This window comes from Paraburkholderia lacunae (assembly GCF_003353175.1).
In the GTDB taxonomy this organism is placed as follows: Bacteria; Pseudomonadota; Gammaproteobacteria; order Burkholderiales; family Burkholderiaceae; genus Paraburkholderia; species Paraburkholderia lacunae.
Genome location: NZ_QHKS01000006.1, coordinates 227,518 through 250,975 on the forward strand (window position 1 = coordinate 227,518; position 23,458 = coordinate 250,975).

The following is a 23,458-nucleotide window of genomic DNA, read 5'->3' on the forward strand; positions in this document are numbered from 1 at the left end:
CGCTCGCGAGGTCCGCTCGCAGCGCCGCATTCAATCAGAAAATCAATGAAGCTTGAATCGTACTGGCTGGACACCGCTCCCGTATTCAACGGCGGCGTGCAAGGGGACGTGGAAGGCCGCGCCGATGTCGTTGTGATCGGTGGCGGATTCACGGGATTGTCGGCCGCGCTCGAACTCGCCACGCGCGGCGTGTCGGTCACGTTGCTCGAAGCCGGGCGCATCGCGGGCCAGGCTTCCGGGCGAAACGGCGGACAATGCAACACCGGCGTCGCGCAGGATTTCGCTTCGCTTGCCGATTCGATCGGACTCGAACGGGCGCGCGACTTTTATCGCGCCTATGAGAGCGCGGTGGCGAGCGTCGAGTCCATCGTGAGCCGTCATCAGATCGAATGCGATTTCATCCGCACGGGCAAACTCAAACTCGCCGCGAAGCCGAAGCACTTCGACAAACTGGCGCGGACCTACGATGTGTTGCGTCGTGAAGTCGACGCGCAGGTCGAGCTCATTGCTCCGCAACAGATGCGCAGCGAAATCGGCTCGGATGGTTTTCATGGCGGCTTGCTGCAGCGTAACGGCGTGCAGATGCACATGGGCAAGTTCGGCGTCGGGCTGGCGCAGGCGGGCGCGCGGCACGGCGCGCGCATCTTCGACAACGCGGCGGTGACGCAACTGAAGCGAATCGAGGGCGAGCGCTACGAGGTTACCTCGACACGCGGCGTCATCCGCGCGGACCGCGTGCTGGTCGCGACGGGTCCTTCGCGGCAGGGACCCTTGCAATGGTTCCAGAAGCGCATGGCACCGGTCGGCAGTTTCATCGTGGTGACGGAGCCGCTTCCCGTTCAGCAACTGGACGCGCTCTTTCCCCATCGCCGCAGTTACGTGACGTCGCTGAACATCGGCAACTATTTTCGTGTGACGCCCGATAACCGGCTGCTGTGGGGCGGGCGCGCCCGCTTCGCGATGTCCGATCCCCGTTCGGACGCAAAGAGCGGTGAAGTGCTGCGCAACGGACTCGCCAGGTACTTCCCGGAACTGGCCGCGACGAGAATCGACTATTGCTGGGGCGGCCTCGTCGACATCACCGTGGACAGGTTTCCGCGGGCCGGGCGGCACGAAGGCCTTTACTACTCGATGGGCTACAGCGGGCACGGCGTGCAGATGTCGACGCACATGGGGCGCGTCATGGCCGACGTGATGTTCGGTTCCGACGACGCCAATCCGTGGCGTACGCTGCAATGGCCGCCAGTGCCCGGCCATGCCGGCCGCGCATGGATGTTGCCGCTGATCGGTGCGTATTACCGAATGCAGGACATTCTGCATTGAAACGCCCGAGCGCCGCCGCCAGTCGAACTGGCGTATTTTCGCCGCGCGGCGGTTTGCTAGTCGCGCGTTTGTCCCGCCGCTTCCCTCACGATCCACTGACTGAACAGCAGCATCGCCGGCGTCATCGGTCTGGCCTTCAATGACGTCAGCCAATAGCTGCCCGCATGCACCTCCACCTCGAACGGGCGCACGAGGCGGCCCGTGTTCAATTCGTGATCGAACATCAGCGCAGGCGCCAGCGCGATGCCCGCGCCCTGCATCGCCGCTTCCACCATTAATCGCGACGAATCGAATACCGGCCCGCGGATCGGTCGCGGCGGGATGCCGGCGGCGGCGAACCAGTTCATCCAGTCGTCCGTACGATACGAACGCAGCAGGGTCTCGTTCGCGAGATCAGCGGGCTCGCGCAAACGCGCGGCGATCTCCGCCGAGCACAGGATCGCAAGCGGCGCGTCGAGCAGCCGGGTGGCGAGCGAGCCGGGCCACGTGCCGTCGCCGAAACGAATCGCGAAGTCGAGGCCTTCGGTGGCGAGATCCACCAAGTTGTTGTTCGTGAGCAGCCGGAGTTCGACAAACGGATACGCGTCGCGAAACGACTTGAGCCGCGGCATCAGCCATCCGACCGCGAATGTGCCCACTACACCGACCGTCAACACCTCGTGAAAGTGGCCGCCTTCGAATTGCTTGAGCACGGCCTCGATGCGATCGAATGCATCGGTCAGTACCGGACGCAGCGCGAGGCCTTCGTCGGTCATCGCGAGGCCGCGCGGCAGGCGCTTGAAGAGCGTGGTGCCCAGCCGCTCCTCGAGCGCTCTGACCTGTTGGCTCACGGCGGCTTGCGTCACATTCAATTCGAGCGCCGCGCGCGTGAAGCTCAGATGCCGCGCGGACGATTCGAAGGCGCGCAGCGCGTTCAATGGCAGGTAGGGGCGCATAGCGAAGGCATAAGATTTTCTTGTGGATCGACTAACTTATCATCGTTTGTCAGCGCGCACTGGAAAACCGATAGTGGCGGCTTCACACAAGGAGCGGCGATGATCACGAGACGAAAGTTTGCGGGAGCGGTGCTGGGCGTTTCGATAGCTGGGATTGCGCTTGAGTCGGTTGGTGCGTTCGGCAAGGTGGTGGAAGCGAGCGCAAGCTCGCAAAGAAGCGGTGCAGGGAACGCGGACCGAATCCGTCAGCAGCTCGCGCAAATCGAAGCCGAAACCGGCGGGCGCTTAGGCGTGGCGATACTCGATACGGCGTCCGGATTGCATGCCGGCTTGCGCATGGACGAGCGCTTTCCGATGTGCAGCACATTCAAGCTGCTGGCGGCGGCGGCCATGCTGGCGCGCACGGATCGCGGGCAGGAAGATCTGCAGCGGCGCATCCTATTCTCCAAGGCCGATCTTCTGCCGAACTCGCCGGTCACGGGCGAGCACACGCGCGAGCGCACCGGCGGCGCGGGCATGAGTGTCGCCGATCTGTGCAACGCGGCGATCACCCGCAGCGACAACACCGCGGCCAATCTGCTGCTGGCGAGTTTCGGCGGTCCAGCGGGTTTGACGGCGTTTGCGCGCAGCGTGGGCGACAGCGTCACGCGTCTGGATCGTATCGAGCCGACGCTGAACGAAGCGATTCCCGGCGATCCGCGCGATACCACCACGCCCAACGCGATGCTCGGCAATCTGCGCGAGCTTCTACTGGGCGAGCGTTTGTCCGCGTCGTCGCGTGAGCAACTGAAGGCATGGCTCGTCGCCAACCAGACCGGCGACGAGCGGATCCGCGCAAAGCTGCCGAAGGATTGGCGCGTCGGCGACAAAACCGGCACTGGCGATCGCGGCACGGCGAACGATGTGGCGATTCTTTGGCCGCCCGGACGTGCGCCAATTCTGGTGTCGGTCTATCTCACCGAAACGAGCGGCAACGCGAAGCGCAACAACGCTGCGATTGCAAAGGTTGGAGCGTTGGTGTCCGCATCGCTCAGCTAGCGCGAGCGATGCGCGAATCGGCGGGGACCTGGGCAACGGCCTGGGCCGCCGGGGCGGCGGGAAGCAGTTTGCCGCGCAGCAGCAATTCGAGCGTCTTCACCACCAGCAGCCCGATCACCAGATTCGCGACCACGAAGAGAACCGGCGCGGTCCATTCAAGCGGACCCGTTGCGCCGCGTTCGACCATCCGCATGGCCATCGTCGGCAACGCGGCGACGCCGAAACTGAAGGCCCAATAGCCCGGCACGAAGGCTTGGCGGTGAATCCACGGCAGCAGGCGCAACAGCAGCAGAGCCTGGTACAGTCCATAACCGAGCAGGATCAGCGCGAACAGGTCGGGCGTGCCCTTGGTCAGGCTCAGGTAGGTCACGCCGCCCACCACCGGCGGCGCGAGCTGCACGCCGAGGATCGGGCGCAAGGCTTCGGGCAGCGGTTCATGAACGGCGGCGCGGTGCAGGATCAACGATTCGATCGCGAGCCACAACAATAGGCCGGCGCCGAAGAACAGTCCGCCGAGCTGATGAAAGCCAAAGGCGGCGGCCGCGGTGCCCGCGACGAAACTCGGCGCCACGGTCGGCAGATAAATGGCCGGCGTGATCAATTCCGGCTTGCGTCCGCCTTGCCAGAGCCGTCCATGCAGAAACATGCCGAGCGCAAGCTGGACGACGGCTGCTACGCCGAACAGCGCAAGCGCGGCGGTGTGCGCATAGGGTTGCAGGAGCTGCGCCGCGAGCATGCTGGAAACCGGCCCGAGCGCGGCAAACGACGATTGCACAGGGTGCTGCATTTCCGCGCGAGCGTCCGCCGCGCGCGTCAGCCACTTATGCTCGTAGGCAAGCAGAATGACCAGCCACACGGCGAGCGCCGCGACGCTCAGCACTCCCGTTGCGACGGCGGGCAGATGCCAAACCCTGATTGCGACGCGCCACATATTGGCGAATGCCAATGCGCCCACCGCGATACTGAAGAAAGCCACCGGAATCGAGCCACGATTGCTGTTCATCACCGACCTCCGAAAGTTGCGTCGCGCGCCGATGTTCTGGCTTTGCGCGATCGATGGCTCACTGTAGAGGGCGGCGGCAGAACGGCGAACGCGGGCAAGACTCAATAAATTGCGCGATCGTCTCAAGGTGGAATCGCCGGGCGGGCTGTGCCGCGAACTCACTGCTCGCGTTGCGCAGATAGCGCATCTCCGCTTCGTGGTATTTCAGAAGCGGATTGTCCTGGTCACTCATGGCGTCATCTCCGGCGGTAAAGGGGGAAGCACGGGCACGGCGCCCGCCTTGCTGACCATAAAGATGCGCTCGGGCATTGTGAAGCCCCGGAGCTTGAGCAGATCGAGCGGTCCCGCGCCGACCTGCGTGCGCAGCAAGTAGCGCAGCGGCGCGGCATCCGGCTGGTCCCACGTCAGTTCGTAGCGGCTGCTGTCGAGCGGCTTGATCTGGGCCTGGGCGAGCAGCCGCAGGAAGGCCCAGTCGCCGGTCGCATCGAATGCCTGGCGCAGGCCCGCATTGACCATCTCCCACATCAGGCCCGCACGGCCGTTCAGGCCGTTACCCGGCCACACCAGCGCGCTCCAGGATTCCCGCTGGTTGAAGTAGACGACGGGCTTGCCGTCGACGGTGAGTTCCGTACGGGTCACGTTCGCGGAAGGCAGCGCCATGATCTCGAAGCGATAGCCCGCGTCACCCTGCGCATACAGTTGCGCGCCGAGCGTCGACAACTGGCGGATCGCGGCAAGGAACGCCGGATCGAACTGCAGCGCCTGCGGCGCCAGCTCATCGGGCACCCACTGGTCGCCTTGCGGCTTCAGTACACCAGCCAGCTGCGTCGTGACGAAGCGGGCGATCAGCCCGGTGTCGGGACGCACGTAGCGCCCCAGTTCCGCAAAGGACGCGTCGGCATTCGACTCGAAGAATGGATAGCGACCGTTGAATGTGCTCCTGAAAGGTGTGGCGACGCTTGCGCGCCATGCTTCGTTCAGGCTCGCTGCGGCCGGCTGAAGGATCGTCTGCCAGGCGGTATCGAGGGGGCGCGCGAACACGGCGTCGCCGAAGCCGGCCCACTGCGTGCCGAGGCTGGCTGCCGTGAGCGCTGCGTCGTCGCGTGCCTGCGCGAGTTCCGAGAGCTTGCCCTGGAACACGGCCTGTGCGAGCGAGCGGGCCATCGCCTGGGCATCGGGACTCGCCGCGATCTGCTGGAGCTTCAGGCGCATCGTGGTCGCCACCGTCAGGTAGCGCGCGAGGCTCACGCCGTTGAGGGCGGTCGGTGTATTCGCTGCAGTGCCTGCGTTGTTCGCGCTCGTGCCACTGTCACCCAACAGCGCGAGCAGTGGCCCGAACGGCTTGTCGAGCGGATTGACGGCGAATTCCCGCGCCTTGTCATCGCTGCCGACGCCCCGAAGGAAGTCCCCTTGGGGGATCAGGCTTTGCGCCTTGCGCACCAGCGTGTCGGTCAGTGCCTGCGACGGACGGCCCGCCTGCGCCTGGTACTGCACGGACTTCATCAGCGCGATCAATGGCGAGGTTTGTGCGTCCGCGAGGCGCGTGAGCTGGTCGATCGCGCCGTTCAGGTTCGCTGCCGGCTGCCACTGGATGCTGTTGAGCAGGCCCTGCCACGCCGCGGCGTATTCAGCGAAGTAGCGGGCGGTCAGCCGTGCCTTGAGGTCGTCGCTTGCCCGTGTCCCGTCGATAGCTGCCGCTGTGGTCACGACGGCATTGCCCACGGACTGCGCCGGACTACCGCCTGACAGGACCCAGTCACCGCTCACGCGCTTGCCGCTCGCGGCCTTGTCGATGGCGTCGGCAATCATGCCGTCCCACGCTGCACGGGTGTAGATACCCGGTACTGTCCGCGCAGTGGCGAACAGGCCACGCGCGTCCGCGCCGTTGAGCAGCGTCGTGAGCGACGCGTCTGCGTACTTGCCTTTCGCGTCTTCGAGCACGTTCTCGTACACGGTGTCGTCGGCATTCGCGAGTCCAATCTGGTTGACGAGCATATTGCGCGAGGCAGTCACGATGCCGTCGGACGCGTTGATGCGCCACTCGGGATGGGCTTTCAGGTGATCCGCATAGAAGCTGGCGAGACGTAGCGACGTGTCAAACCATTCGCCGGTCGACATCGCCGGCTGTGCGGGCCACGCGGCGAGGACCTGGTCCTTGAGGAACGCGGGATCGGTGCGGCCGGGTTCGGCAAGCATCAGGTACGCCTTGAGTGCGTTATAGCCGTGCCGCTGCGCATCGTGGCTCTGCAGCGCATCGGCGCGCACCTGCGCGAGATCGGTGAGCGTGGCCTGAAGGGTCTGCACGACCGGGCGCTGCAGGTTGCGGTCCGCAGCGGTCCGGTACGGTTGCGACACTCCACACGCTCGTGTACCTGCTGCCTCTGTGAAAGTACGATTCGATATGCAAAGGTTGCTCGTTTTGACCGCTTTGCAGGGCATCAAAAGCGATGCCCTGCAATTTGCCATCGACCGTACCCGGCGGCTGCGCCACGAACGTTTGACCCGCCGGAATAATGAAGTAGCTATGCCCCCAGTAGTCGGTACCCGCGGGCGTATGGGGTTGTGTGTTCCCGAGTTGCGTCGCGCCGAAATAATGATCGAAATCATCGGGCAGCATAAAGATCTCGAAGTGGATATGCCGCTGCCCGTGGCAACGCCCCGGGAGTCCGAGCACGTCCTTCCGGGAAACCTTTTTTCCGCTCCCTGCTTGTGCGGGAGGCGCCACGGCGGGATTCAGGATTCCTCCGGGCGAAGGCATGCGCAGAAATTCCGGCAGATCGTTCCCGCTTACGCCAACGCTGTTGTATGCGCTCAACTCCAGCAAATGCATGTATAGCGAGTAAAACGTCAGCGTCCGGCCGTCACCCGTTTCACTAGTATGTTTGAGCAGTACGAAACCCGCGTTGCTGTCGAGCGCGCTGCCGCCATCAATGGCGTGCTGGCACTCCCGATACGCCACGACTTCACCGTCCGCAATGGCGCGTACTTTCTCGTTTCGCGTGGCCGGGTAGAGATGCACACCGGTGTGCCAGCGGCGGTCGAACGCGATCGGATAGATACCATGCGCCAGTTCGAAATCGTCCACGATGCTCATCATCGGGTCGGTGAGCGCGAGGTTGGTTGACGTCGTGCCCGCAATGGGCAGAAAAGGAGGGCTGACAATCATCGTCTTAGCGCGACATGTTGTAGAGCTTCGTAACTGTCAATTCGCCTTGCGGCAAATTGGGCAGCGCGGTTTCAAAATTCGCGGGTCCCTCGAAGGTGAACGACGCCGCCTTGATCCGGAACTCGCCTGGACAGTGGAATACAACATTACCGTCCTCGATCGTGAGCGCGGCGCCGCCGCTGGCCATGACCGCCTTCGTATTCCCGGCCACCAGCACGTCCTGGCTCGCGCTCGCCACGCGCAGCTGCTGGTCGGCGAACAGATCCAGTGCATCGCTCTGCGCCTGAAAACCGAGGTGTTGGGTCAGCCTGGCACTCGGATGCTGCAGAACATCTTTGATGGTTCGCATGACAGCAGTGATCTCCGTTTTCTTGTCGATCGACAGGGACACGCATGCGAGCGGGCCAATGCCATTCGGGGCTACACGCTAAATCGGCAGACCAAAGCGTGTCTATAAGACAAATCCGAGGTAGGCGATTGTTTGCAGTTGTTATTTTGAGATGAGGCGGAAGCATTCGTCGGCAGGTGAATCAGTCACTCGCTAAATGTGCGGCTTCGATGGCGATCTGGCTGGGCGTTCGGGAGGCGCGCAAGCGAGTGGAGGAAAACGGTGTGCGGGGCTTCAAGTCTCATCCGACGATGCAAGCGTTATTTGCCAATGTCCGGCTCGCTTATCCGCAGTACGAGTGAATCGCCGAACATCGTCCGACGATCGTGTTTCATCGCGGACATTCCGGCATGGGCCCGGACATGCGCAATGGTGGAGAGCTGAGTCTGGAGTATTCGGAGCCGATCCCTCTCGGCGACGTGGCTGGAGGATTTCAGACAGGCCGGCTTCAGGGACGAGGTGCAGCCCCTGATTCTGAAGCAGAACGCGATCGGCCTGCTCGGGTTGAGCGACTGAGCGTCCAGACGCTTGCCTTGAGATACGGAAGGTCAGTCGCGCGGAGTTCGAGCATTCCGCGCCGCACAGCAGGAGCGTTACGGCGTATACAATTCGGCAGCACCTGATTTCTGCCCAATACCGACCTGATCCCATTCATGCCTAATCCCACCCGGGCCTTTCTTCTCGGCCCGCTCCTGAAAGGCGTTTCACGCTCCTTTTACCTCACCCTGCGCGTGCTGCCCGCCGGGATGCGCGATCCGATCGGCCTCGCGTACCTGTTGGCGCGCGCCGCCGACACGATCGCGGACACGTCGCTGATTCCGCCGGAACAACGTCTCGCGTTGCTGTTGTCGCTGCGCGACCAGGTCAACGGCGCTTCGGACGATGGTGCTTCGATCCGGCGCATAGCAGCCGAAGTGACCGGTCAGCAGATCCAGTCGGATGAAAAGGTGTTGCTCGAGTCGCTCGGACCCACGCTGGAGGTGTTGTCGCAACTGAGCGAGTCCGATTTGAAGGCCGTGCGCGGGATCGTCTCGACGCTGACCGAAGGCATGGAGTTCGATCTTCGAGCCTTTCCCGACGAGCAATCCGGGCAGATCGTCGCGCTTCGCGACTATGACGAGCTCGACCGTTACACCTATCTGGTGGCGGGATGTGTCGGCGAATTCTGGACCACGATGACCTACGCGCACATGCCCGGCACGCTGAAGGAGCAACCCGGGACGATGACGCGCCGGGGTGTGCGCTTCGGCAAAGCGCTGCAGATGACCAATGTGCTGCGCGATTGCGGCAAAGATCTGCGGATCGGCCGCTGCTATCTTCCCGGCACGATGCTGGATCGCTTCGGCTTGAGCGCGCAAGACCTCCTGTTGCCGGGCAATTCGGCCCGCGCGCGGCCACTGATGGTGGAACTCGTGCGCAAGGCTCTGGATCACTTCCGCGAGGCTCTGGCATACACGCTCGCGATTCCCGCGTTTTCCGTGCGCTTGCGTCTGGCCTGTTTGTGGCCGGTGCTGATCGGCCTCGACACGCTGTTGTTGCTGGCCGATAACGACGCCTGGCTCGACCCGGCCAAGGTCTCCAAGGTGCGGCGCAACGACGTGTACAAGATCATCGCGTCTTCAATGCTGCTGGTGCCGTCGAATGCGCTTGTGCGCAAGTCGGTGGAGCGGCGGATCGAAAAAATCGAAGCGCGCCTCGGAATGTGACGCTACTCCGCCGCGTCCCGCAGATCCCTGATGTGCTGATACACCGTTGCGCGTCCCATTCCCAGAACGTTGGCAACGTAGTTCGCTGCGCTCTTTCCTTTGAAGGCGCCCTCCGCCCAAAGCGCTTCGACGAGTTCGCGCCGGTGATCGCGGGTCAATGAGTTCAACGCCAACTGGCGTTCCCGAAGCCATGCGTGAAGGAACGTGTTGATGCGTTCCTGCCAGTCGTCCTTGAACAGTTCCTCGGGTTGCTTCACGACGCCCGCGCCTGAAACGACAAGGTCGATGACGTGTTTCACTTCATCGAAGACGGCAATGTTGTAGTTGATGCACATCACGCCGACAGCGGCGCCGGCGTCGTCGAACAACACCGTGCTGACACAGCGCATGCGCCGACCGTCCCAATTGATCTTCTCGTATGGACCGATCGTGCCTGGCGTCGCGACGTGGTCGATCTCTTCCAGCGCTGATTCATCGCCCAACTCGCGCTTCGACAGATTGTTGGCGATATACGCGACTGTCTGGCTCCGAAGGTCGTGAATGACGATCTCGACATACGGGAAAAAGAGCAGCGCGATACCGTCGGCGACACGGCTATATCGCTCGAGCAGAAGCCGGCGAGCCGGTGTGGTTTTTGTCTTTCGCATGGAGATGGGTGCAGTTTTCAGGTGGCAGCGATGTCCGGCATCGGATTGTTCACGCAGCCGCCGATCCGTGTGGTCCGTGCTATTTTGCCACGGCGTTTATGCGGCGATTTTCAACGTCAGATGCCGCCACAGCTCGTACGCGATTGCCACATCCTCCAGTCCGAGTCCGATCGAGCGAAAAAAAGCGTGCTTCCGGTAAGACGGTTTATCGGCCCTGCCGCAAACTAATTCAGGCAGGTCAGCCACCACGCTTTGCGGCGACCATCCGTGCCGCTCGGCCGCCAGCTTCATTTCTCCCGCGCTGGCGGGCGTGGTGCGCCGGTAGTCGCAATATACGTCCATCTCCGTCAGCCACGCGGGCGGGATCTCGTGTGCATTCGCGGCGTTTGTGCTGATCGAGGTGATCAGCGCCGGTTTCGCCAGCATGCCCTCCGGCAACACGGGCGTGCCCGATGAAGTGCACAGCGCCACCACGTCCGCGTCGCGTACGCATTCTGCGAGTGTGGCGCTGATCGTCACCTGTGCATTCAGCGCGGTAACCGCCGCGCGTTTCGCCTCGTTGCCGTGCAGTCCGGGCGAGAACACCTGGATCGAGTCCCAATGCCGCAACGGCGCGATATGGCGCAGGTGCGCTTGTCCGACCGCTCCGGCGCCGACGATCGCCAGGCGGCGCGCGCCGGTTGCCGCAAGATGTTCGACCGCGAGCGCCGTCGCGCCGGCCGTGCGCTCGATGGTGAGCAGGCCGGCGTCGCACCACATCAGCGGCTGGCCGGTTTCCATCGACATCAGCGCCGTCCAGGCGGTGATGATCGGATTCGCGCCTGTCACGATGTACGGCGACAGCTTCGCGCCGAATACCTTGGCCTCGGCGATGACGCCGAGGTACGTGATGAAATCGCCCGCGTCGGCGGGAAACAGCGTGAGGCTTTGCGGCGGCTGGACCGCATCTTCATGACCGAGCGCGCGAAACATCTGCGTCAGCGCGCGGCGCACATCCAGATCTGGCAGGGACTTGCGCACGGCGTCCTGCTGGACGATCAGCGGTGTGTCGTTCGTTTGGCGATTGCTCATTGGCCTGCTCTCCAAGTCGTTGCCGGGTTCCGGCGATGACGCAATTCTAAATTCAAAGTCCAGTCTGGACTATTATTTTTGAAAAATGCTTGCAATTGTCTGAGTCCAGAATAGACTTGTGTTCCAGAACAGCGATGGACTCGGTTCATGCCCACCGGCGCCGGCGGTCTCATGGCTGTTTCACCCGAACCCTATTTCTAGCGATACCCACCACGGCTGGAACCATCATGAATCTCAAGATTTCGCTTTCACTCTGTCTCGCCGCCGCGTTAGTCAGCGTGGCCGGCACGGTCAACGCCGAAACCGCAGGCAGCTTGCGTTTCGGTATCGAAGCCGCTTACCCGCCGTTCGAAAGCAAGTCGCCGACCGGCCAGTTGCAGGGGTTCGACATCGACGTCGGCAATGCCGTCTGCGCGAAGATGGGCGTGAAATGCGTGTGGGTGGAAAACTCGTTCGATGGTCTGATTCCCGCGTTGCAGGCGCGCAAATTCGACGCCATCAATTCGGCGATGAACATCACTGCCAAGCGTAAGCAGAGTATCGATTTCACGCCGGCGATCTACGTCGTGCCGATCGTGATGGTCGCGAAGCGCGGCTCCACGCTGTTGCCCGATGCGAAGAGTCTTCAGGGCAAGCGCGTCGGGGTATTGCAGGCGTCGTCGCAGGAAGATTTCCTCAAGCAGCACTGGGAGAATGCAGGCGTCAAGATCGTGTCGTATCAGGACCAGGATCAGGTCTATGCGGACCTGGTCGCCGGACGTCTGGATGCGGCGGTCCAGGAAGCGCAGACCGCGCAGGACGGGTTTCTGGACAAGCCGGCCGGCCACGACTATGTGATCGTCGGCGAACCGCTCAAAGATCCGGCCACGCTCGGCGAAGGCACCGGCTTCGGCATGCGCAAGGGCGACAAGGCGCTGGGCGGCAAGATCAACGCCGCGCTCGCCGCGCTGAAGAAGGACGGCACGCTGAGCAATCTGTCGATGAAGTACTTCAAGCGCGACATCATTGCGAAGTAACCGGCTCCAGGGCCGGGGCCGACAGATCCGATCCGCGCAAGCCGGTGCGCAACACAGAGCGAGTTTATGGATTTCGATGTAATCGTACTGGGCGCCGGCATTGTCGGCGTGTCGTCCGCGCTGCATCTGCAGGATCGCGGACGCCGCGTCGCGCTGGTCGACCGGCGTGGCCCCGGCGAGGAAACCAGCTTCGGCAACGCGGGCTTGATCGAGTCGTCGTCGATCGTGCCTTATGGGTTTCCGCGCCGTCTCGGCACGCTGCTGCGCTACGCCCGCAATCGGTCAACCGACCTCTATTGGGACTACCGGGCACTCCCTGCGTTCGCGACGTGGCTCGGGCGTTTCTGGTGGGAGTCGTCACCGGAGCGTCTCGCGATGGCTGCGCGCGACATGCTGCCGTTGATCCGGAAAAGCGTCGCCGAACACGATGCGCTGATCGAGCGCGCCGGTCTTGGCAACCTCGCGCGCGACGGCGGCTGGATCGAAGCGTTTCGCACGCGGGCCGAGTTCGATCAGCAGGCGGCCGCCGCCGAAGTCTCCGCGCGCCAGCATGGCCTGCGCCTCGTGCCGCTCGATGCGGCGGCGCTCCGCAAGCGGGAGCCCGGCATTGGCTTGGGCTTTTGTGGCGCGCTGCACTGGCAGGACCCGAAGAGCATCTCCGATCCCGGCGCGCTGACGAAGGGCTACGCGCGTCTGTTCGAAGACGGCGGCGGCACGCTGCTGACCGGCGACGCGGCCACCGTGCGGGCCGAAGGCGATGCCTGGACCGTCCAGACAAGTGTCGGGAAAATCAGTGCAAAGGAAGTGGTAGTCGCGCTTGGAGCGTGGTCGGACACGGTATTCGCGCCGCTCGGCTACCGCATTCCGTTGCGCGCGAAACGCGGGTATCACATGCACTACCGGCCCATGCAAGCGATGCTGTCGGTGCCGGTTGTCGATACTGAGGAAGGCTACGTGATCGCACCGATGCGCGGCGGCTTGCGTCTCACCACCGGCGTCGAGATCGCCGCGCGCGATGCGGCGCCCACCGCGGTTCAACTCGACCGCGCGGAACGTATCGCCAGGCCGGTATTCGGTCTGGGGGATCGTCTCGATGAGAAACCATGGCTCGGGCTGCGTCCGTGCACGCCCGACATGCGGCCCGTGATCGGACCTGCACCCCGGCATCGCGGCCTCTGGTTTTCTTTTGGACATAACCATCATGGCTTGACGCTCGGTCCCGTCACAGGGCGCCTGCTGGCGGAAATGATGACCGGCGCTACGCCGTTTGCCGACGTACATCCGTTTCGTCCAGAGCGGTTCCGCTAGCTAGACTGGCCGGAGACGTCGGCGCGATTTGAAAAATCAGGAGCGTGAAATGAAGATCAGGGAATTCGGCGTCGAGCGCTGGATGGACCTCTATGAAAACCAATGCACGTACAACCTCGCGGAAACCTGCGTCGAATCGCTGACGGTCGATCAGTTGCTGACCCTCACGGGCAAGCAGGACAGCATCCTCGACGAGTTGCGTGCGCTCAAGCTCACCTACGGCGCCATCGAGGGCTCCATGCGTTTGCGAGAGGCGATCTCGGCGATGTACGAACATCAAACGCCGGCTAATGTGATCGTCACGCATGGCGCGATCGGCGGCAATGCACTGGTGTACGAGACGCTGGTCGAACCCGGCGATACGGTGATCTCGGTGCTGCCGACGTACCAGCAACACTATTCGATTCCGCAGAGCTATGGTGCGGACGTGCGCATTCTCAAGCTGCGCGAGGAAAATGCGTTCCTGCCGGATCTCGCCGAACTGCGAAGCCTCGTCAACGGCAGAACAAAGCTGATAGCGATCAACAATCCTAACAACCCGACGGGATCGTTGATGGACGAGAAGTTTCTCGGCGAGGTGAGCGAGATCGCGCGATCGTGCGGCGCATACCTGCTGTGCGACGAGGTGTATCGCGGCACCGATCAGCACGGTAGCGGCTACACGGTCTCCATTGCGGACGTCTACGAGCGCGGCATCAGCACAGCAAGCATGTCCAAGACCTATTCGTTGGCGGGGCTGCGGCTCGGCTGGATTGCGGGTCCGAAGGAATTGATCCATGCGGTCGCGATTCATCGCGACTACAACACGATCAGCGTGGGCATGATCGACGATCACTTCGCGACCGTCGCGCTTGAACACCGCGCCGCGATTCTCGCGCGCAATCACGACATCGTGCGCACCAATCTGGCGATCGTCGACGCTTGGGTCGAAAAGGAGCCGGCAATCTCGTACATCAAGCCGAAATCCGGCACTACGGCGCTGCTGAAATACGCTTTGCCGATGTCGTCGCGCGATTTCTGCACGGCGCTGATCGAGCAGACCGGGGTGATGTTCACGCCGGGCAGCGCGCTCGACATGGAAGGCTACGTGCGCATCGGCTACGCCAATAACCGCAATGTGCTCGAGGCTGGCTTGGCCAAAGTGTCCCAATTCCTCGCGAAGCGGGGCGGATGAACGCGGTGGCGTGAGCAGGCTTCGCTGCACCGCGACTTCAAGTCTGTCATGGCAAGCGAGGCTTTCAACCGCGAAAGCGCGCATTCAATCTGCATCATCTCACACCGGCCAATCGGGAAACCCCTAGCATCCTGCATCCATGGTTCGCGTTAGTCTCTTCAAAAGAGGAGACGAACCATGCGACAAGTGTTCAATATTGCCGTGGTGTTGCTGCTTGGCTATCTGATGGCGGATAGGGCGTTGATGCGCGCCCAGGCGGGAGAGGTGGGGACGATAACCTGCGCAAGAGGCGCGGAGATGATCAAACTGGACGCGTTGAAAAAGGGATTCGGCGAGGCCGGAGCCAGCAGCCAGGGCGAAAATTTCCTGTCGAGCTGCCTTGTTACGGGTCGCGGACAAGTGGGCGATCTGATCGCACGCGATTGAGCGGCGCGTTCCGCGCAGAGATCGCGTAACGAAAACGCGTCGACGAAAAAGCGCCCAGACCGCGAAGGTCCAGGCGAAGTCATCGGGAGCCCGATGACGGAGGTATCGAATACGGAACTGGCCCGCGATCGGGGATGCTCGATAGCGGGCCAGTTCTTTTTGAAGCAGCGCGTGGGCGTTTCTCGCGCTCAACAGCCGGTCAGCAAGGCGTCAGCGGTTCGTGCCGCTGGCAGCCTGGGTCGCGAAGCTTGGTTGTCAGAGCTTGGTTGCCGAAGCCTCGTTTCCAAAGCCTGGCTGCCGAAGCGTCGCTGCCGAAGCGTGGTTGCCGAAGCGTGGTTGCCGAAGCGTGGTTGCCGAAGCGTGGTTGCCAAAGCGTGGTTGCCGAAGCGTGGTTCCCAAAGCCTCGTTTCCAAAGCCTCGCTGCCAAAGCTTGGTTGTCAAAGCTCGGCTGTCAAAACTTAGTTGCCGAAATACACCGACTTCGGGCCGTCAACCGGAACCGCATGTCCCGTCTGCGACGAGCCTCCGGCCACACCGCCGTAAGCGCTTGCGGCCGGTTGAGCTGTGCCGTTTTGCGCGGCGACACGGGTTTGCGCAGCCTGGATGTCGGCCGGGTAATACGGATCCGAGCGGCCCGGCTGGTAGCCGGCTTTCTCGAGTTGAACCAGTTCGGCGCGCACTTGTGCGCGGGTCACCGGCTGGTTGGACTGCGCAAACGAGGCAACCGGCGCGGCGAGTACAGCGGCAATAACAACGGCTTGAATGAGCGATTTCATGATGAACTACCTCCAGTTCGGTCCTTATCTTTACTACGAGCGTTCTTGTTCGTAGTCAGTGATTGCATTGTAGATTTGCGATCTGGCTGGAGTAATCGCCACTTCAGGTAAAGTTTGTTGCGAGATTTGAGATAAAAGCGGGGAGCACGGCCTTCTGTTGGCAACAACAGCGCGCTGCCAACGCTAGGGCGGCGTCACCGTGCTGCCGGCGGCCGGCGCATTGGCGGTATTGGCTGCGGATTGCTTCAAACGCGTGAATGCGTGGCCGGTGCGCTTTTCCCGTTCACTTTGTGCTTCATAAAAGTCTTTGCTCAGCCATTGTCCGAAACTCACCATCGCGGAGCCGAGTGCGCTTTTCAAACGTATCCAGACGGTCTCCGTGCGGGCGAGTTGTGCGGCCGATTCCACCAGGCCCGCGGCCAGCAAGTCGAGTTCGGCGTGCAGGTGATCGGCGAAATGATTGAGCCCGTGCTGATTGCCATTAGAAGACTTCCGTTCGAGGTCCACGTGCTCAGGAATCAGCGACTGATTGGTGACGCGGATAAACGGTGGCGTATCTGTCCGGGCAACGCCGATCGACCGGATCGCCAACCCGGCGCTTGCCGCGGCCTGCACGCGTTGGCCGAGCGGTCCAAGCGTCCACTTGTCAGTGAGATACTTCAGCAGGCTTGAATGATCGAATTGCACGTGACACACACCGGGATCGCACCACGGTGAAATCAGAATGGCGGGCACGCGCACGCCGAGCCGGGTGAAATCGAATGCATCGACGTGCTCATCGGGTGCGACCGCATCGGACGGCGGCGGCACGTGGTCGAAGAAACCGCCATGCTCGTCGTACAGCACGACTAGCAGCGTGCGCTCCCACAAGGCCTGATTGGAGCGCAGCGCATTGTAGGTATCGGCGATCAGCTTCTCCGCCTTCATGATGTTGTGCGGCGGATGATCGTCGTTCTGCGCTTCGCCGAAGTACTTGGGCTCGATCAGCACGAACGCCGGAAACTCATTCTCGGGGCCGGCTGCGTCGTCGAAGAACTCGTTGAACAAGCGGTAGTTCGCGAGGTTTTCGGCGCGCCTCTGATTCGTCAACAGCAGTGACGCGGGAAAATCGTAGAAGTAAATCTTCCACGTTTTCTTCGCCTCGTTCAGGCGGTCGAAAATCGTGTCCTGGGTTTGCTCGGTGTACCACTTCGGATTTAGCGCGTCGAGTCCCGAGGGCATCTCGACCTGACCCATCGATGTGCCCGTCAGAGCGAAATACCGGTTCGGCCAGGTCGGGCCAGGCAATGACGAGAACCATCTGTCGCAAACGGTGAATTGCGCGCCTAGTGTGTGCAATGCCGGCAGAAAGTTGAGCGGATAGTAGCCCATGACGTCTTGCCGCGCGGCGAGGCTGCTCTTCGGGTAGTCCGTTGCAAAGGATCGAACGAAGCCGCCGTTGTCACCCTGGAGTTGCTCTAACACGGCCGCGTGTCCGTGATTGGGATCGAGCTTCATCTGCCGCTCGCTTGTCGCGCGGGGGTAAAACGTGTGGCCTTTGCCGTCGTCGTTCGATTTCGACGATGCGTTCCGGATGCCGTCCAGCCCCTTGTGCACTGTGTCCAGACATCCGAGCATCTGATCGAACGAGTGGTTTTCCATCAGCAGCAGAACCACATGGTCGATGTGATCCTGCTGTGCAGCGTTCGTTGTACTTGCGTTGCTTACCGCCGCTTCGCCGTTGTGGACGTCACTCATATTCATCGCTCCAGCAGGGGATTGGATGGATTCAGTGTGCGCACTACCGTTCGAGCCTGATCGTTTGAGCTTGCCAGCGTTGCAAACGTAGCGCAAAACGCGGCGCGGCGAAAGAGTCTCAGTGCCTTGAACGGGAATCGACCATCTCCTCTCCAGCGATGTTTGCCCCTGCAACAAGCGATGCGTTTGAGCTAGGCCGTCGGCGTTGCGACCCATCGGGCATCGATTTGGGCTGCCTGAAGCCCGGAGGCCGCAGGCGGATTCGAAACGGGTCTGGCCTTCGCGTCGGGCGAGGGCGTGTCAGGACTATCGGCGCCCCGAAACGCCTTGCTGAGCCGAGCCATGTGATTCTCCCGAGCCGACAAAGTGTCCGGGTCGAGTTCCAATGCTTGCGCATATTTGTACCCGGCGCCGAGCGGATCGCCTTTAAGTTCGAGCGCCTGGCCCCATTCGACATACGACGGCGCAAGGTCGGGGCGCAGCGCCACCGCGCGGGAGAGCTTGTCGATCGCTTCGTCGTAGCGGCCGACGGCCACGAGCGCCTCAGCCCAGTCGTGCAGATTGTTCACGGAGCCCGGCGCCATCCTGTTTGCCTTTGTGAAGGCGTCGAGCGCTTCTGGATAGTGCTTTGCATGCAACAGCACGTCACCGAGAAGACGCAGGTTTTCGGCCGTCCTCGATTTTTCGCCTGCGCCGGCCTGGAGAGCGTCGAGCGCGTCGTCGATGCGGTGCTGCTGTTCGAGTGCGACCCCGAGGCTGGCCCGCAGAACCGCCGAATCCTTGTACACGGTCAGCGCCTCGCGGCTTTGCTGTTCCGCTTTTTTTGACAGCCCCTGACTGACGAGCAGCCACGCTTTGCCCGCCTGCGCCCATTCGCCTTGCTCGGAAGCCGGCAGTGCAAGCACCTCGTCATATATCTTGACGATCTCGCCGTAGTCGCATTGCGCCAACGAACACCTGGTCTTCTGAATGTCGGAGTAAAGATGGCTTGCGAGTATGTTCGGCTCGGCGAGCCGCATTGCCTCGATGGCGATGTCGCTGACGAATTTTTCCAGGTCGGTCCCGACGAACCGCACCGTACGCTCGCGGGAGTCGAACGGGCCGCCTTCGATCTGCACGTGCGCTAGGTAGGAATCGGCGCCGTCGTCCATCTTCATGATGCCGACGTGAACGGCCACATCCGGACGATTGACGATGCCCTTGATGAAGCGGACCGTCGATGCATAGGATACGTCCTGACCGGGAATCTGGATATCCGGTTGCGCGTCGTAGTCGGTCAATGCGTCGTGTGGAATCGACTCGGCGTCCTGACTGATCTCCCTCATCGCGGACATGATTCGCTCTGCGAGGAAATTGGAGGTATAGCCGCGTTCCACCAGCGACTTTGGCGTTTCGACCGGCGGCACCAGCAACTGTCGCGTGAGCACGCCGCGCACCACGAGGCCCAAAAACACGATGGCCAGAAGCACGCCCAGCCACGGCAACACGTACGGCCAGAGTTCTTTCGGGCCGTGCCAGATCCGTTCCGCGGCGCGAAGTAAGGCTTGTAAAAACCCACTTGAATGGCTGCTGCTACGGCGGCCCGCGTTGCCGGTTCGGTAGAACGGGCGGCCTCGCCAGTTCATTGTCCGATGCTGGCCCTGGAAACTCGACATGATTCACCTCGATTCGACCGGAATAGGTAAGTACCCGACTTGGGTGACGGCTGTCATGCATCGTCCGTGCCATCACGCGCTGAGCGTTGTCTGGCGGGCTTGAGGCGTCTCTGCGACGATATCGAGGTGTACACAGTGTTGTCCCTCGGGCAACGGATGCGGATCAGAAGTTCGGTCGAGGGACACACAGGCGGGAACGGGGACGCGCAAAAGCGGTTGCAGGCGCAAGGAGTCGGTGTATTCGAGCAGGCGCCGCGTTAGCCTGCATGCCGTAGCAAGCGACGCGGCGTCTTACCTGGGTTGGAGCAGTGGCGTCGAGAAATCAGCCTGCCAGCTCAATTGCCTCCCCTGAAAAGCTCCTGCATTCGAGCAGCTTCACCACTTCGCTGCGATTGCAGAAGCTGCTGGTAAACCTGCTCGCGCGTTAGCCCCTGTGCGGGACCACCCGACATCGTGGTGGTTGCAGGCTGCCCGCCGACGGAGTCGACAACGGCCTGCGGTGCTTGCGCGGTCGTCTCCGTGCTGGCGTCCTGGGCACGTGCTTGCCAGGAAAGCGCGCAAAGTAGTCCGCCTGCGATCATCAAAACCTTCTTCATTTCCATCTCCTTCAAACTGCTGGCGTCGCCCTCGCGACACCTCATTGCAAAAACCCCCGTCGGATTACTCGCGATAACGGCCGAGCGGTCTGACGAGACACAGAGTGGAGACAGTCACTGGCTTTGAGTGTCAAACAAGTTCTGCGCAGCGCACCAGAGAAGTGCGTTACCGGAAGACCTTCCTCTCGCAACGGAAAGGTGCATGCTGTGGCATTGTCGTTTGACGGACCTCAGAGAAGCGGCTTGCGTCCACTATGAGAATGAGACGAGCCAGCCGCAATGAAACTTAAGCATTAATCAGCCATCCTTAATGCGGAATAGGCGGGTTCGGATTTGATATTTTTATACGACGATTGCTGTGGGGCAGTGCGTGGGGGATAGCCGTCGAAACCCTCGCCAAACAGGCGAATCTGGCGGGCGCCTGGCGCCAGCGCGTAAACGACAAAGGGCGCCCGAGGCGCCCTTTGCACTGTACAACCTGACGGTCCGGTTAAGCCGCCGTCGGCCGCCACTTCAACAACCGCTGTTCGACAGCGGTCAACAGATAGTCCGCCGCCAGTGCGACCACCGCCAACACAATCATCGCCGCGAACACACCGCTTGCGTTGAAGGCGCCTTGAGCCGTGGAGATCAGCAAGCCGATACCTTGCTTCGAACCGAGGAACTCGCCGACCACCGCGCCGACCAGCGCGAAGCCGAAGCTCACGTGCAAGCTCGCGAGAATCCAGCTGAGCGCCGACGGAATCACAACCGAAGTCGTTACCTGGCGGCGCGACGCACCGAGAATCTGCGCATTCGCGATCATGTAACGGTCGGCTTCACGCACGCCCTGGAACGCGTTGGCGAACACGACGAAGAACACCATCACCACGGCGAGCGCCACCTTCGACGCCATCCCGAGACCGAGCGCGATCACGAACACCGAGCCGAGCACCACACGCGGAATCGAATTGGCGATCTTGATGTAGAGACTGAACACGTCGGACAGCAACTTGTTGCGGCCGAGCACGATGCCGCAGAACACGCCGGCCACCGAACCGATGATGAAGCCGAGCCCGGTTTCCTCCAGCGTGACCCACACTTGCGTGAGCAACGGACCCTGCGAAGTGCCGTTCACGAACCAGTCGATGATCTGTGCGAAGATCGCGCTCGGCATCGAGAAGAAGAACGGATCGATCCACTTCAGGCGCGCCGACAGTTCCCAGCCGCCAAGCACGACCACCAGCACGAGAATGCGCAGCGAAATCACCAACGCATGACGTTGCCGGATGCGTTTTTGCGCGATGCGTTCGACTTGCGCAAGCGCCGCCGGATCGATACCCGAAGGCATCATTTGTTGAGAGGTAGTAGACATGTTTGCCGTTCCTTGATTAACCGATCTGCACTTCTTCGCGCAGGTCGTGCCAGATGTCGCGCGAGATTTCGATAAAGCGTTGGTCGTAGCGAACTTCCGACGTGACGCGCGGACGCGGCAGATCGATTTCGTACACTTTCTTCAGCGTAGCCGGGCGTGCGGTCAGAACGAACACGCGATCGGCGAGCGCAATCGCTTCTTCCAGATCGTGCGTGACGAACACCACCGAGCCGGCACCGCCCCACAGTTGCAGCAGTTCGTCCTGCATCAGCGTGCGGGTTTGCATGTCGAGCGCCGAGAAGGGCTCGTCCATCAGCAGGATTTCCGGCTTGTTGATGAAGGTCTGCGCGAGCGCCACGCGCTTGCGCATACCGCCCGACAGCTGATGCGGATAGTGTTTGCCGAACTTGTCGAGGCCGACGCGGCGCAGCCATTCGTTGGCTTCGTCGTAGGCGGCGGATTTCGAGCGGCCGCGATACAGCGGGCCGGCCGCGACGTTGTCGATCACCGAGCGCCACGGGAACACGGCGTCGGCCTGGAACACGAAGCCGATGCGCGGATCGATGCCGTCCACCGGTGCGCCCATGACGCGCACTTCACCGGTGGTCGGCTTCAGGAGGCCGGTGATCATGCTGAGCGTCGTCGATTTGCCGCAGCCCGTCGGGCCGACTACGGCGACGAACTCGCCGCGCGCCACCGACATGCTGAAGTCGCGCAACGCGATGGTCGCCTTGCCGTCGGGAGAAATGAAACGGCACGATACGTTGCGGAACTCGATGGCTGGCGTATCGCGTGACATAGGTTGATTCATCGGCTGATGCCTCGCTGTTCTCGTAATGTTGAAAGTGTGTTACTTCGCCGCGGTCTTGACCGGTGCCGACGACACGAAGTCGTTGGTGTAGGTCTTGGCGAGGTCGATATGCTTACCCTTGACGGAAGGATTGAAGGCCGACAGCACCTTCAGCACCGTGTCGGGGCCGTCGGCGGGCATCTTGCCGTCCTTCGTGAACATCGGCAGCGATGCCTTCAGCGCGCCGACGTAAAGGTCCTTGTTATTGCCGTAGTAGTCCTTCGGCATCTTGGCCGCGATCTCGTCGGCGCTATGCGTGGCGATGAAGTTCAGCGTCTTCGCGAACGCGTGCGAGAGTTTCGCTGCGTCGTCCTTGTGCGAGTCGGCCCACGCGCGCTGCACGTAGAAGCTCGAAGCCGGATACGTGCCGCCGAGTGCGGCGCGCGTGCCTTCCAGCGTGCGCATGTCGACCAGCACCTTCGCGTCGCCGGTCTTCAGCAGCTGCGACACGGTCGGCTCGGTCGTCATGCCGGCGTCGATCCGGTTCTGCTTGATGGCGGCGATGAAGCTGTTGTCCGCGCCGACCGGCAGCAGCGTGTATTGCGTCGACGGCACGCCCGCGCGCTGCGCGAGGTATTGCGTGAGGAAGCTGGTGGACGAGCCGAGGCCGGTCACGCCAAGCGTCTTGCCCTTCACGTCGGCCATGCTCTTGATCGTTTCGGAGGCCTTGGTGGAGACCATTTCGACTTCACCCGGCACCTGGCCGAAAATCACCAGCGCCTGGACTTCCTTGCCCTTGCTCTGCAGATCGATGGTGTGATCGTAGAAGCCCACCACGCCTTGCACGGCGCCCGCGAGCAGTTCGTTTTCCGCATCGACGCCCGCCGGTTGCGAGAGGATTTCGACGTCGAGACCTTCGTCCTTGAAGTAGCCGAGCTGTTCCGTGAGCTTGGCCGGCAGGTAGATGATCTTGGTAGCGCCGCCGACCATGATGGTGAGCTTCTCGGCATGAGCGGCGGCCGACGCGGCGGCAAGGGTGAACGCAACACCTGTCACAGCGGCAATCTGGCGCAAGGTACGCATGGAGCAGTCTCCTTAGGTATGGTCGCCGCGGGGTGAAAAAATGCGGCGCTTTCTGGATGAATGTCGAGGATTATAGAAATCGGAAACCTTCTGGCAGCTTTCTGGGCTGCAGGCAAATCATGGGTGTTAACCCGGAACTGAGCCGGAAATGAGCCGGAACTGAGCTGGAACCCGGGCGAAACCGGGCCGCCAGCGCGCCTTGAACACCACGACGTACGCCGCAAAGCACGCGAGACGCGCGCAAAGCTCTTGTTTTACGGCACAAT

23 protein-coding genes are annotated in these 23,458 nt (G+C 62.1%); 8 read left to right on the forward strand and 15 right to left on the reverse strand.

The window, feature by feature from the left end:
* Positions 1 to 45: 45 nt before the first annotated feature.
* Positions 46 to 1,323 carry an NAD(P)/FAD-dependent oxidoreductase gene (locus DLM46_RS11235; protein WP_115100832.1) on the forward strand — a complete coding sequence of 426 codons (1,278 nt, stop codon included), beginning with the start codon at positions 46 to 48 and terminating at the stop codon, positions 1,321 to 1,323.
* Between the two features lie 56 nt (positions 1,324 to 1,379).
* Here DLM46_RS11235 and DLM46_RS11240 read toward each other — a convergent pair whose 3' ends face one another.
* Positions 1,380 to 2,258 (reverse strand): LysR family transcriptional regulator, encoded by an 879-nt coding sequence (locus tag DLM46_RS11240; protein ID WP_115100833.1) that lies wholly within the window; start codon positions 2,256 to 2,258, stop codon positions 1,380 to 1,382.
* Between the two features lie 99 nt (positions 2,259 to 2,357).
* On the opposite strand from DLM46_RS11240, the gene bla reads away from it, so the two are divergent.
* Positions 2,358 to 3,296, forward strand: coding sequence for a class A beta-lactamase (bla, locus tag DLM46_RS11245; RefSeq protein ID WP_115100834.1), 939 nt, complete (start codon positions 2,358 to 2,360; stop codon positions 3,294 to 3,296).
* Here the strand turns inward: bla and tehA are convergent.
* The 5 genes from tehA to DLM46_RS11265 are packed head-to-tail and all read right to left on the reverse strand — an operon-like array spanning position 3,289 to position 7,814.
* Positions 3,289 to 4,299: a dicarboxylate transporter/tellurite-resistance protein TehA gene (gene tehA, locus DLM46_RS11250; protein WP_115100835.1), complete on the reverse strand. Its 1,011-nt coding sequence runs from the start codon at positions 4,297 to 4,299 to the stop codon at positions 3,289 to 3,291. The two genes, bla and tehA, sit on opposite strands and share 8 nt — an antisense overlap.
* Positions 4,300 to 4,357: 58 nt before the next feature.
* A complete protein-coding gene (locus tag DLM46_RS39365) occupies positions 4,358 to 4,531 on the reverse strand; it encodes a hypothetical protein (protein WP_165847952.1) in 174 nt (57 codons plus the stop codon).
* Complete coding sequence (locus DLM46_RS11255; RefSeq protein ID WP_244306078.1) at positions 4,528 to 6,603, reverse strand: ImcF-related family protein; 2,076 nt, start codon at positions 6,601 to 6,603, stop codon at positions 4,528 to 4,530. Before DLM46_RS11255 ends, DLM46_RS39365 begins: the two co-directional genes overlap by 4 nt.
* Positions 6,515 to 7,465, reverse strand: a complete 951-nt coding sequence (locus DLM46_RS40175) for a M23 family metallopeptidase (protein ID WP_244306081.1) — start codon at positions 7,463 to 7,465, stop codon at positions 6,515 to 6,517. Before DLM46_RS40175 ends, DLM46_RS11255 begins: the two co-directional genes overlap by 89 nt.
* 4 nt (positions 7,466 to 7,469) lie before the next feature.
* Positions 7,470 to 7,814 carry a DUF2345 domain-containing protein gene (locus DLM46_RS11265; RefSeq protein WP_115100947.1) on the reverse strand — a complete coding sequence of 115 codons (345 nt, stop codon included), beginning with the start codon at positions 7,812 to 7,814 and terminating at the stop codon, positions 7,470 to 7,472.
* A 209-nt stretch (positions 7,815 to 8,023) separates the two neighbouring features.
* On the opposite strand from DLM46_RS11265, the gene DLM46_RS40905 reads away from it, so the two are divergent.
* Positions 8,024 to 8,155, forward strand: a complete 132-nt coding sequence (locus DLM46_RS40905) for a hypothetical protein (protein WP_279635182.1) — start codon at positions 8,024 to 8,026, stop codon at positions 8,153 to 8,155.
* A gap of 351 nt (positions 8,156 to 8,506) precedes the next feature.
* The gene (locus DLM46_RS11275) at positions 8,507 to 9,559 is read left to right on the forward strand and encodes a phytoene/squalene synthase family protein (protein ID WP_115100838.1); all 1,053 of its coding nucleotides are present in this window, start codon (positions 8,507 to 8,509) and stop codon (positions 9,557 to 9,559) included.
* A 2-nt stretch (positions 9,560 to 9,561) separates the two neighbouring features.
* On the opposite strand, the gene DLM46_RS11280 is transcribed toward DLM46_RS11275, so the two are convergent.
* Both DLM46_RS11280 and DLM46_RS11285 read right to left on the reverse strand, forming a co-directional pair.
* Complete coding sequence (locus DLM46_RS11280; RefSeq protein WP_115100839.1) at positions 9,562 to 10,206, reverse strand: helix-turn-helix transcriptional regulator; 645 nt, start codon at positions 10,204 to 10,206, stop codon at positions 9,562 to 9,564.
* A gap of 96 nt (positions 10,207 to 10,302) precedes the next feature.
* Positions 10,303 to 11,277, reverse strand: coding sequence for an ornithine cyclodeaminase family protein (locus tag DLM46_RS11285; protein ID WP_115100840.1), 975 nt, complete (start codon positions 11,275 to 11,277; stop codon positions 10,303 to 10,305).
* Positions 11,278 to 11,504: 227 nt separating this feature from the next.
* Here DLM46_RS11285 and DLM46_RS11290 point away from each other — a divergent pair, with 227 nt between their 5' ends.
* From DLM46_RS11290 to DLM46_RS11305, 4 genes are all read left to right on the forward strand, one after another.
* On the forward strand, positions 11,505 to 12,293 hold the full coding sequence (locus DLM46_RS11290) for an ABC transporter substrate-binding protein (protein ID WP_115100841.1): 789 nt from the start codon (positions 11,505 to 11,507) through the stop codon (positions 12,291 to 12,293).
* Between the two features lie 66 nt (positions 12,294 to 12,359).
* Complete coding sequence (locus DLM46_RS11295; RefSeq protein ID WP_115100842.1) at positions 12,360 to 13,601, forward strand: NAD(P)/FAD-dependent oxidoreductase; 1,242 nt, start codon at positions 12,360 to 12,362, stop codon at positions 13,599 to 13,601.
* Positions 13,602 to 13,650: 49 nt separating this feature from the next.
* Positions 13,651 to 14,775: an aminotransferase gene (locus DLM46_RS11300; protein ID WP_115100843.1), complete on the forward strand. Its 1,125-nt coding sequence runs from the start codon at positions 13,651 to 13,653 to the stop codon at positions 14,773 to 14,775.
* Positions 14,776 to 14,952: 177 nt separating this feature from the next.
* The gene (locus DLM46_RS11305; RefSeq protein WP_115100844.1) at positions 14,953 to 15,201 is read left to right on the forward strand and encodes a hypothetical protein; all 249 of its coding nucleotides are present in this window, start codon (positions 14,953 to 14,955) and stop codon (positions 15,199 to 15,201) included.
* A 458-nt stretch (positions 15,202 to 15,659) separates the two neighbouring features.
* Here DLM46_RS11305 and DLM46_RS11310 read toward each other — a convergent pair whose 3' ends face one another.
* The 7 genes from DLM46_RS11310 to DLM46_RS11340 form a co-directional block, all read right to left on the reverse strand.
* The gene (locus DLM46_RS11310; RefSeq protein ID WP_115100845.1) at positions 15,660 to 15,977 is read right to left on the reverse strand and encodes a DUF4148 domain-containing protein; all 318 of its coding nucleotides are present in this window, start codon (positions 15,975 to 15,977) and stop codon (positions 15,660 to 15,662) included.
* Between the two features lie 183 nt (positions 15,978 to 16,160).
* Positions 16,161 to 17,714 carry an alkaline phosphatase family protein gene (locus DLM46_RS11315; RefSeq protein WP_115100948.1) on the reverse strand — a complete coding sequence of 518 codons (1,554 nt, stop codon included), beginning with the start codon at positions 17,712 to 17,714 and terminating at the stop codon, positions 16,161 to 16,163.
* Between the two features lie 191 nt (positions 17,715 to 17,905).
* The gene (locus DLM46_RS11320) at positions 17,906 to 19,369 is read right to left on the reverse strand and encodes a tetratricopeptide repeat protein (protein WP_115100846.1); all 1,464 of its coding nucleotides are present in this window, start codon (positions 19,367 to 19,369) and stop codon (positions 17,906 to 17,908) included.
* Positions 19,370 to 19,704: 335 nt separating this feature from the next.
* The gene (locus DLM46_RS11325; protein ID WP_133300326.1) at positions 19,705 to 19,965 is read right to left on the reverse strand and encodes a hypothetical protein; all 261 of its coding nucleotides are present in this window, start codon (positions 19,963 to 19,965) and stop codon (positions 19,705 to 19,707) included.
* 490 nt (positions 19,966 to 20,455) lie between these two features.
* Positions 20,456 to 21,319 (reverse strand): ABC transporter permease, encoded by an 864-nt coding sequence (locus DLM46_RS11330; protein ID WP_115100848.1) that lies wholly within the window; start codon positions 21,317 to 21,319, stop codon positions 20,456 to 20,458.
* A gap of 16 nt (positions 21,320 to 21,335) precedes the next feature.
* The gene (locus DLM46_RS11335) at positions 21,336 to 22,130 is read right to left on the reverse strand and encodes an ABC transporter ATP-binding protein (protein WP_115100849.1); all 795 of its coding nucleotides are present in this window, start codon (positions 22,128 to 22,130) and stop codon (positions 21,336 to 21,338) included.
* Positions 22,131 to 22,169: 39 nt separating this feature from the next.
* Positions 22,170 to 23,192: an ABC transporter substrate-binding protein gene (locus tag DLM46_RS11340; RefSeq protein WP_115100850.1), complete on the reverse strand. Its 1,023-nt coding sequence runs from the start codon at positions 23,190 to 23,192 to the stop codon at positions 22,170 to 22,172.
* Between the last annotated feature and the right edge of the window lie 266 nt (positions 23,193 to 23,458).

Coding starts and splice junctions, on each gene's coding strand:
- DLM46_RS11235 (WP_115100832.1), top strand. CDS start 46: ATGAAGCTTGAATCGTACTGGCTGGACACCGCTCCCGTATTCAACGGC.
- DLM46_RS11240 (WP_115100833.1), bottom strand. CDS start 2,258: ATGCGCCCCTACCTGCCATTGAACGCGCTGCGCGCCTTCGAATCGTCC.
- bla (WP_115100834.1), top strand. CDS start 2,358: ATGATCACGAGACGAAAGTTTGCGGGAGCGGTGCTGGGCGTTTCGATA.
- tehA (WP_115100835.1), bottom strand. CDS start 4,299: ATGAACAGCAATCGTGGCTCGATTCCGGTGGCTTTCTTCAGTATCGCG.
- DLM46_RS39365 (WP_165847952.1), bottom strand. CDS start 4,531: ATGAGTGACCAGGACAATCCGCTTCTGAAATACCACGAAGCGGAGATG.
- DLM46_RS40175 (WP_244306081.1), bottom strand. CDS start 7,465: ATGATTGTCAGCCCTCCTTTTCTGCCCATTGCGGGCACGACGTCAACC.
- DLM46_RS11265 (WP_115100947.1), bottom strand. CDS start 7,814: ATGCGAACCATCAAAGATGTTCTGCAGCATCCGAGTGCCAGGCTGACC.
- DLM46_RS40905 (WP_279635182.1), top strand. CDS start 8,024: ATGGCGATCTGGCTGGGCGTTCGGGAGGCGCGCAAGCGAGTGGAGGAA.
- DLM46_RS11275 (WP_115100838.1), top strand. CDS start 8,507: ATGCCTAATCCCACCCGGGCCTTTCTTCTCGGCCCGCTCCTGAAAGGC.
- DLM46_RS11280 (WP_115100839.1), bottom strand. CDS start 10,206: ATGCGAAAGACAAAAACCACACCGGCTCGCCGGCTTCTGCTCGAGCGA.
- DLM46_RS11285 (WP_115100840.1), bottom strand. CDS start 11,277: ATGAGCAATCGCCAAACGAACGACACACCGCTGATCGTCCAGCAGGAC.
- DLM46_RS11290 (WP_115100841.1), top strand. CDS start 11,505: ATGAATCTCAAGATTTCGCTTTCACTCTGTCTCGCCGCCGCGTTAGTC.
- DLM46_RS11295 (WP_115100842.1), top strand. CDS start 12,360: ATGGATTTCGATGTAATCGTACTGGGCGCCGGCATTGTCGGCGTGTCG.
- DLM46_RS11300 (WP_115100843.1), top strand. CDS start 13,651: ATGAAGATCAGGGAATTCGGCGTCGAGCGCTGGATGGACCTCTATGAA.
- DLM46_RS11305 (WP_115100844.1), top strand. CDS start 14,953: ATGCGACAAGTGTTCAATATTGCCGTGGTGTTGCTGCTTGGCTATCTG.
- DLM46_RS11310 (WP_115100845.1), bottom strand. CDS start 15,977: ATGAAATCGCTCATTCAAGCCGTTGTTATTGCCGCTGTACTCGCCGCG.
- DLM46_RS11315 (WP_115100948.1), bottom strand. CDS start 17,714: ATGAGTGACGTCCACAACGGCGAAGCGGCGGTAAGCAACGCAAGTACA.
- DLM46_RS11320 (WP_115100846.1), bottom strand. CDS start 19,369: ATGTCGAGTTTCCAGGGCCAGCATCGGACAATGAACTGGCGAGGCCGC.
- DLM46_RS11325 (WP_133300326.1), bottom strand. CDS start 19,965: ATGAAGAAGGTTTTGATGATCGCAGGCGGACTACTTTGCGCGCTTTCC.
- DLM46_RS11330 (WP_115100848.1), bottom strand. CDS start 21,319: ATGTCTACTACCTCTCAACAAATGATGCCTTCGGGTATCGATCCGGCG.
- DLM46_RS11335 (WP_115100849.1), bottom strand. CDS start 22,130: ATGAATCAACCTATGTCACGCGATACGCCAGCCATCGAGTTCCGCAAC.
- DLM46_RS11340 (WP_115100850.1), bottom strand. CDS start 23,192: ATGCGTACCTTGCGCCAGATTGCCGCTGTGACAGGTGTTGCGTTCACC.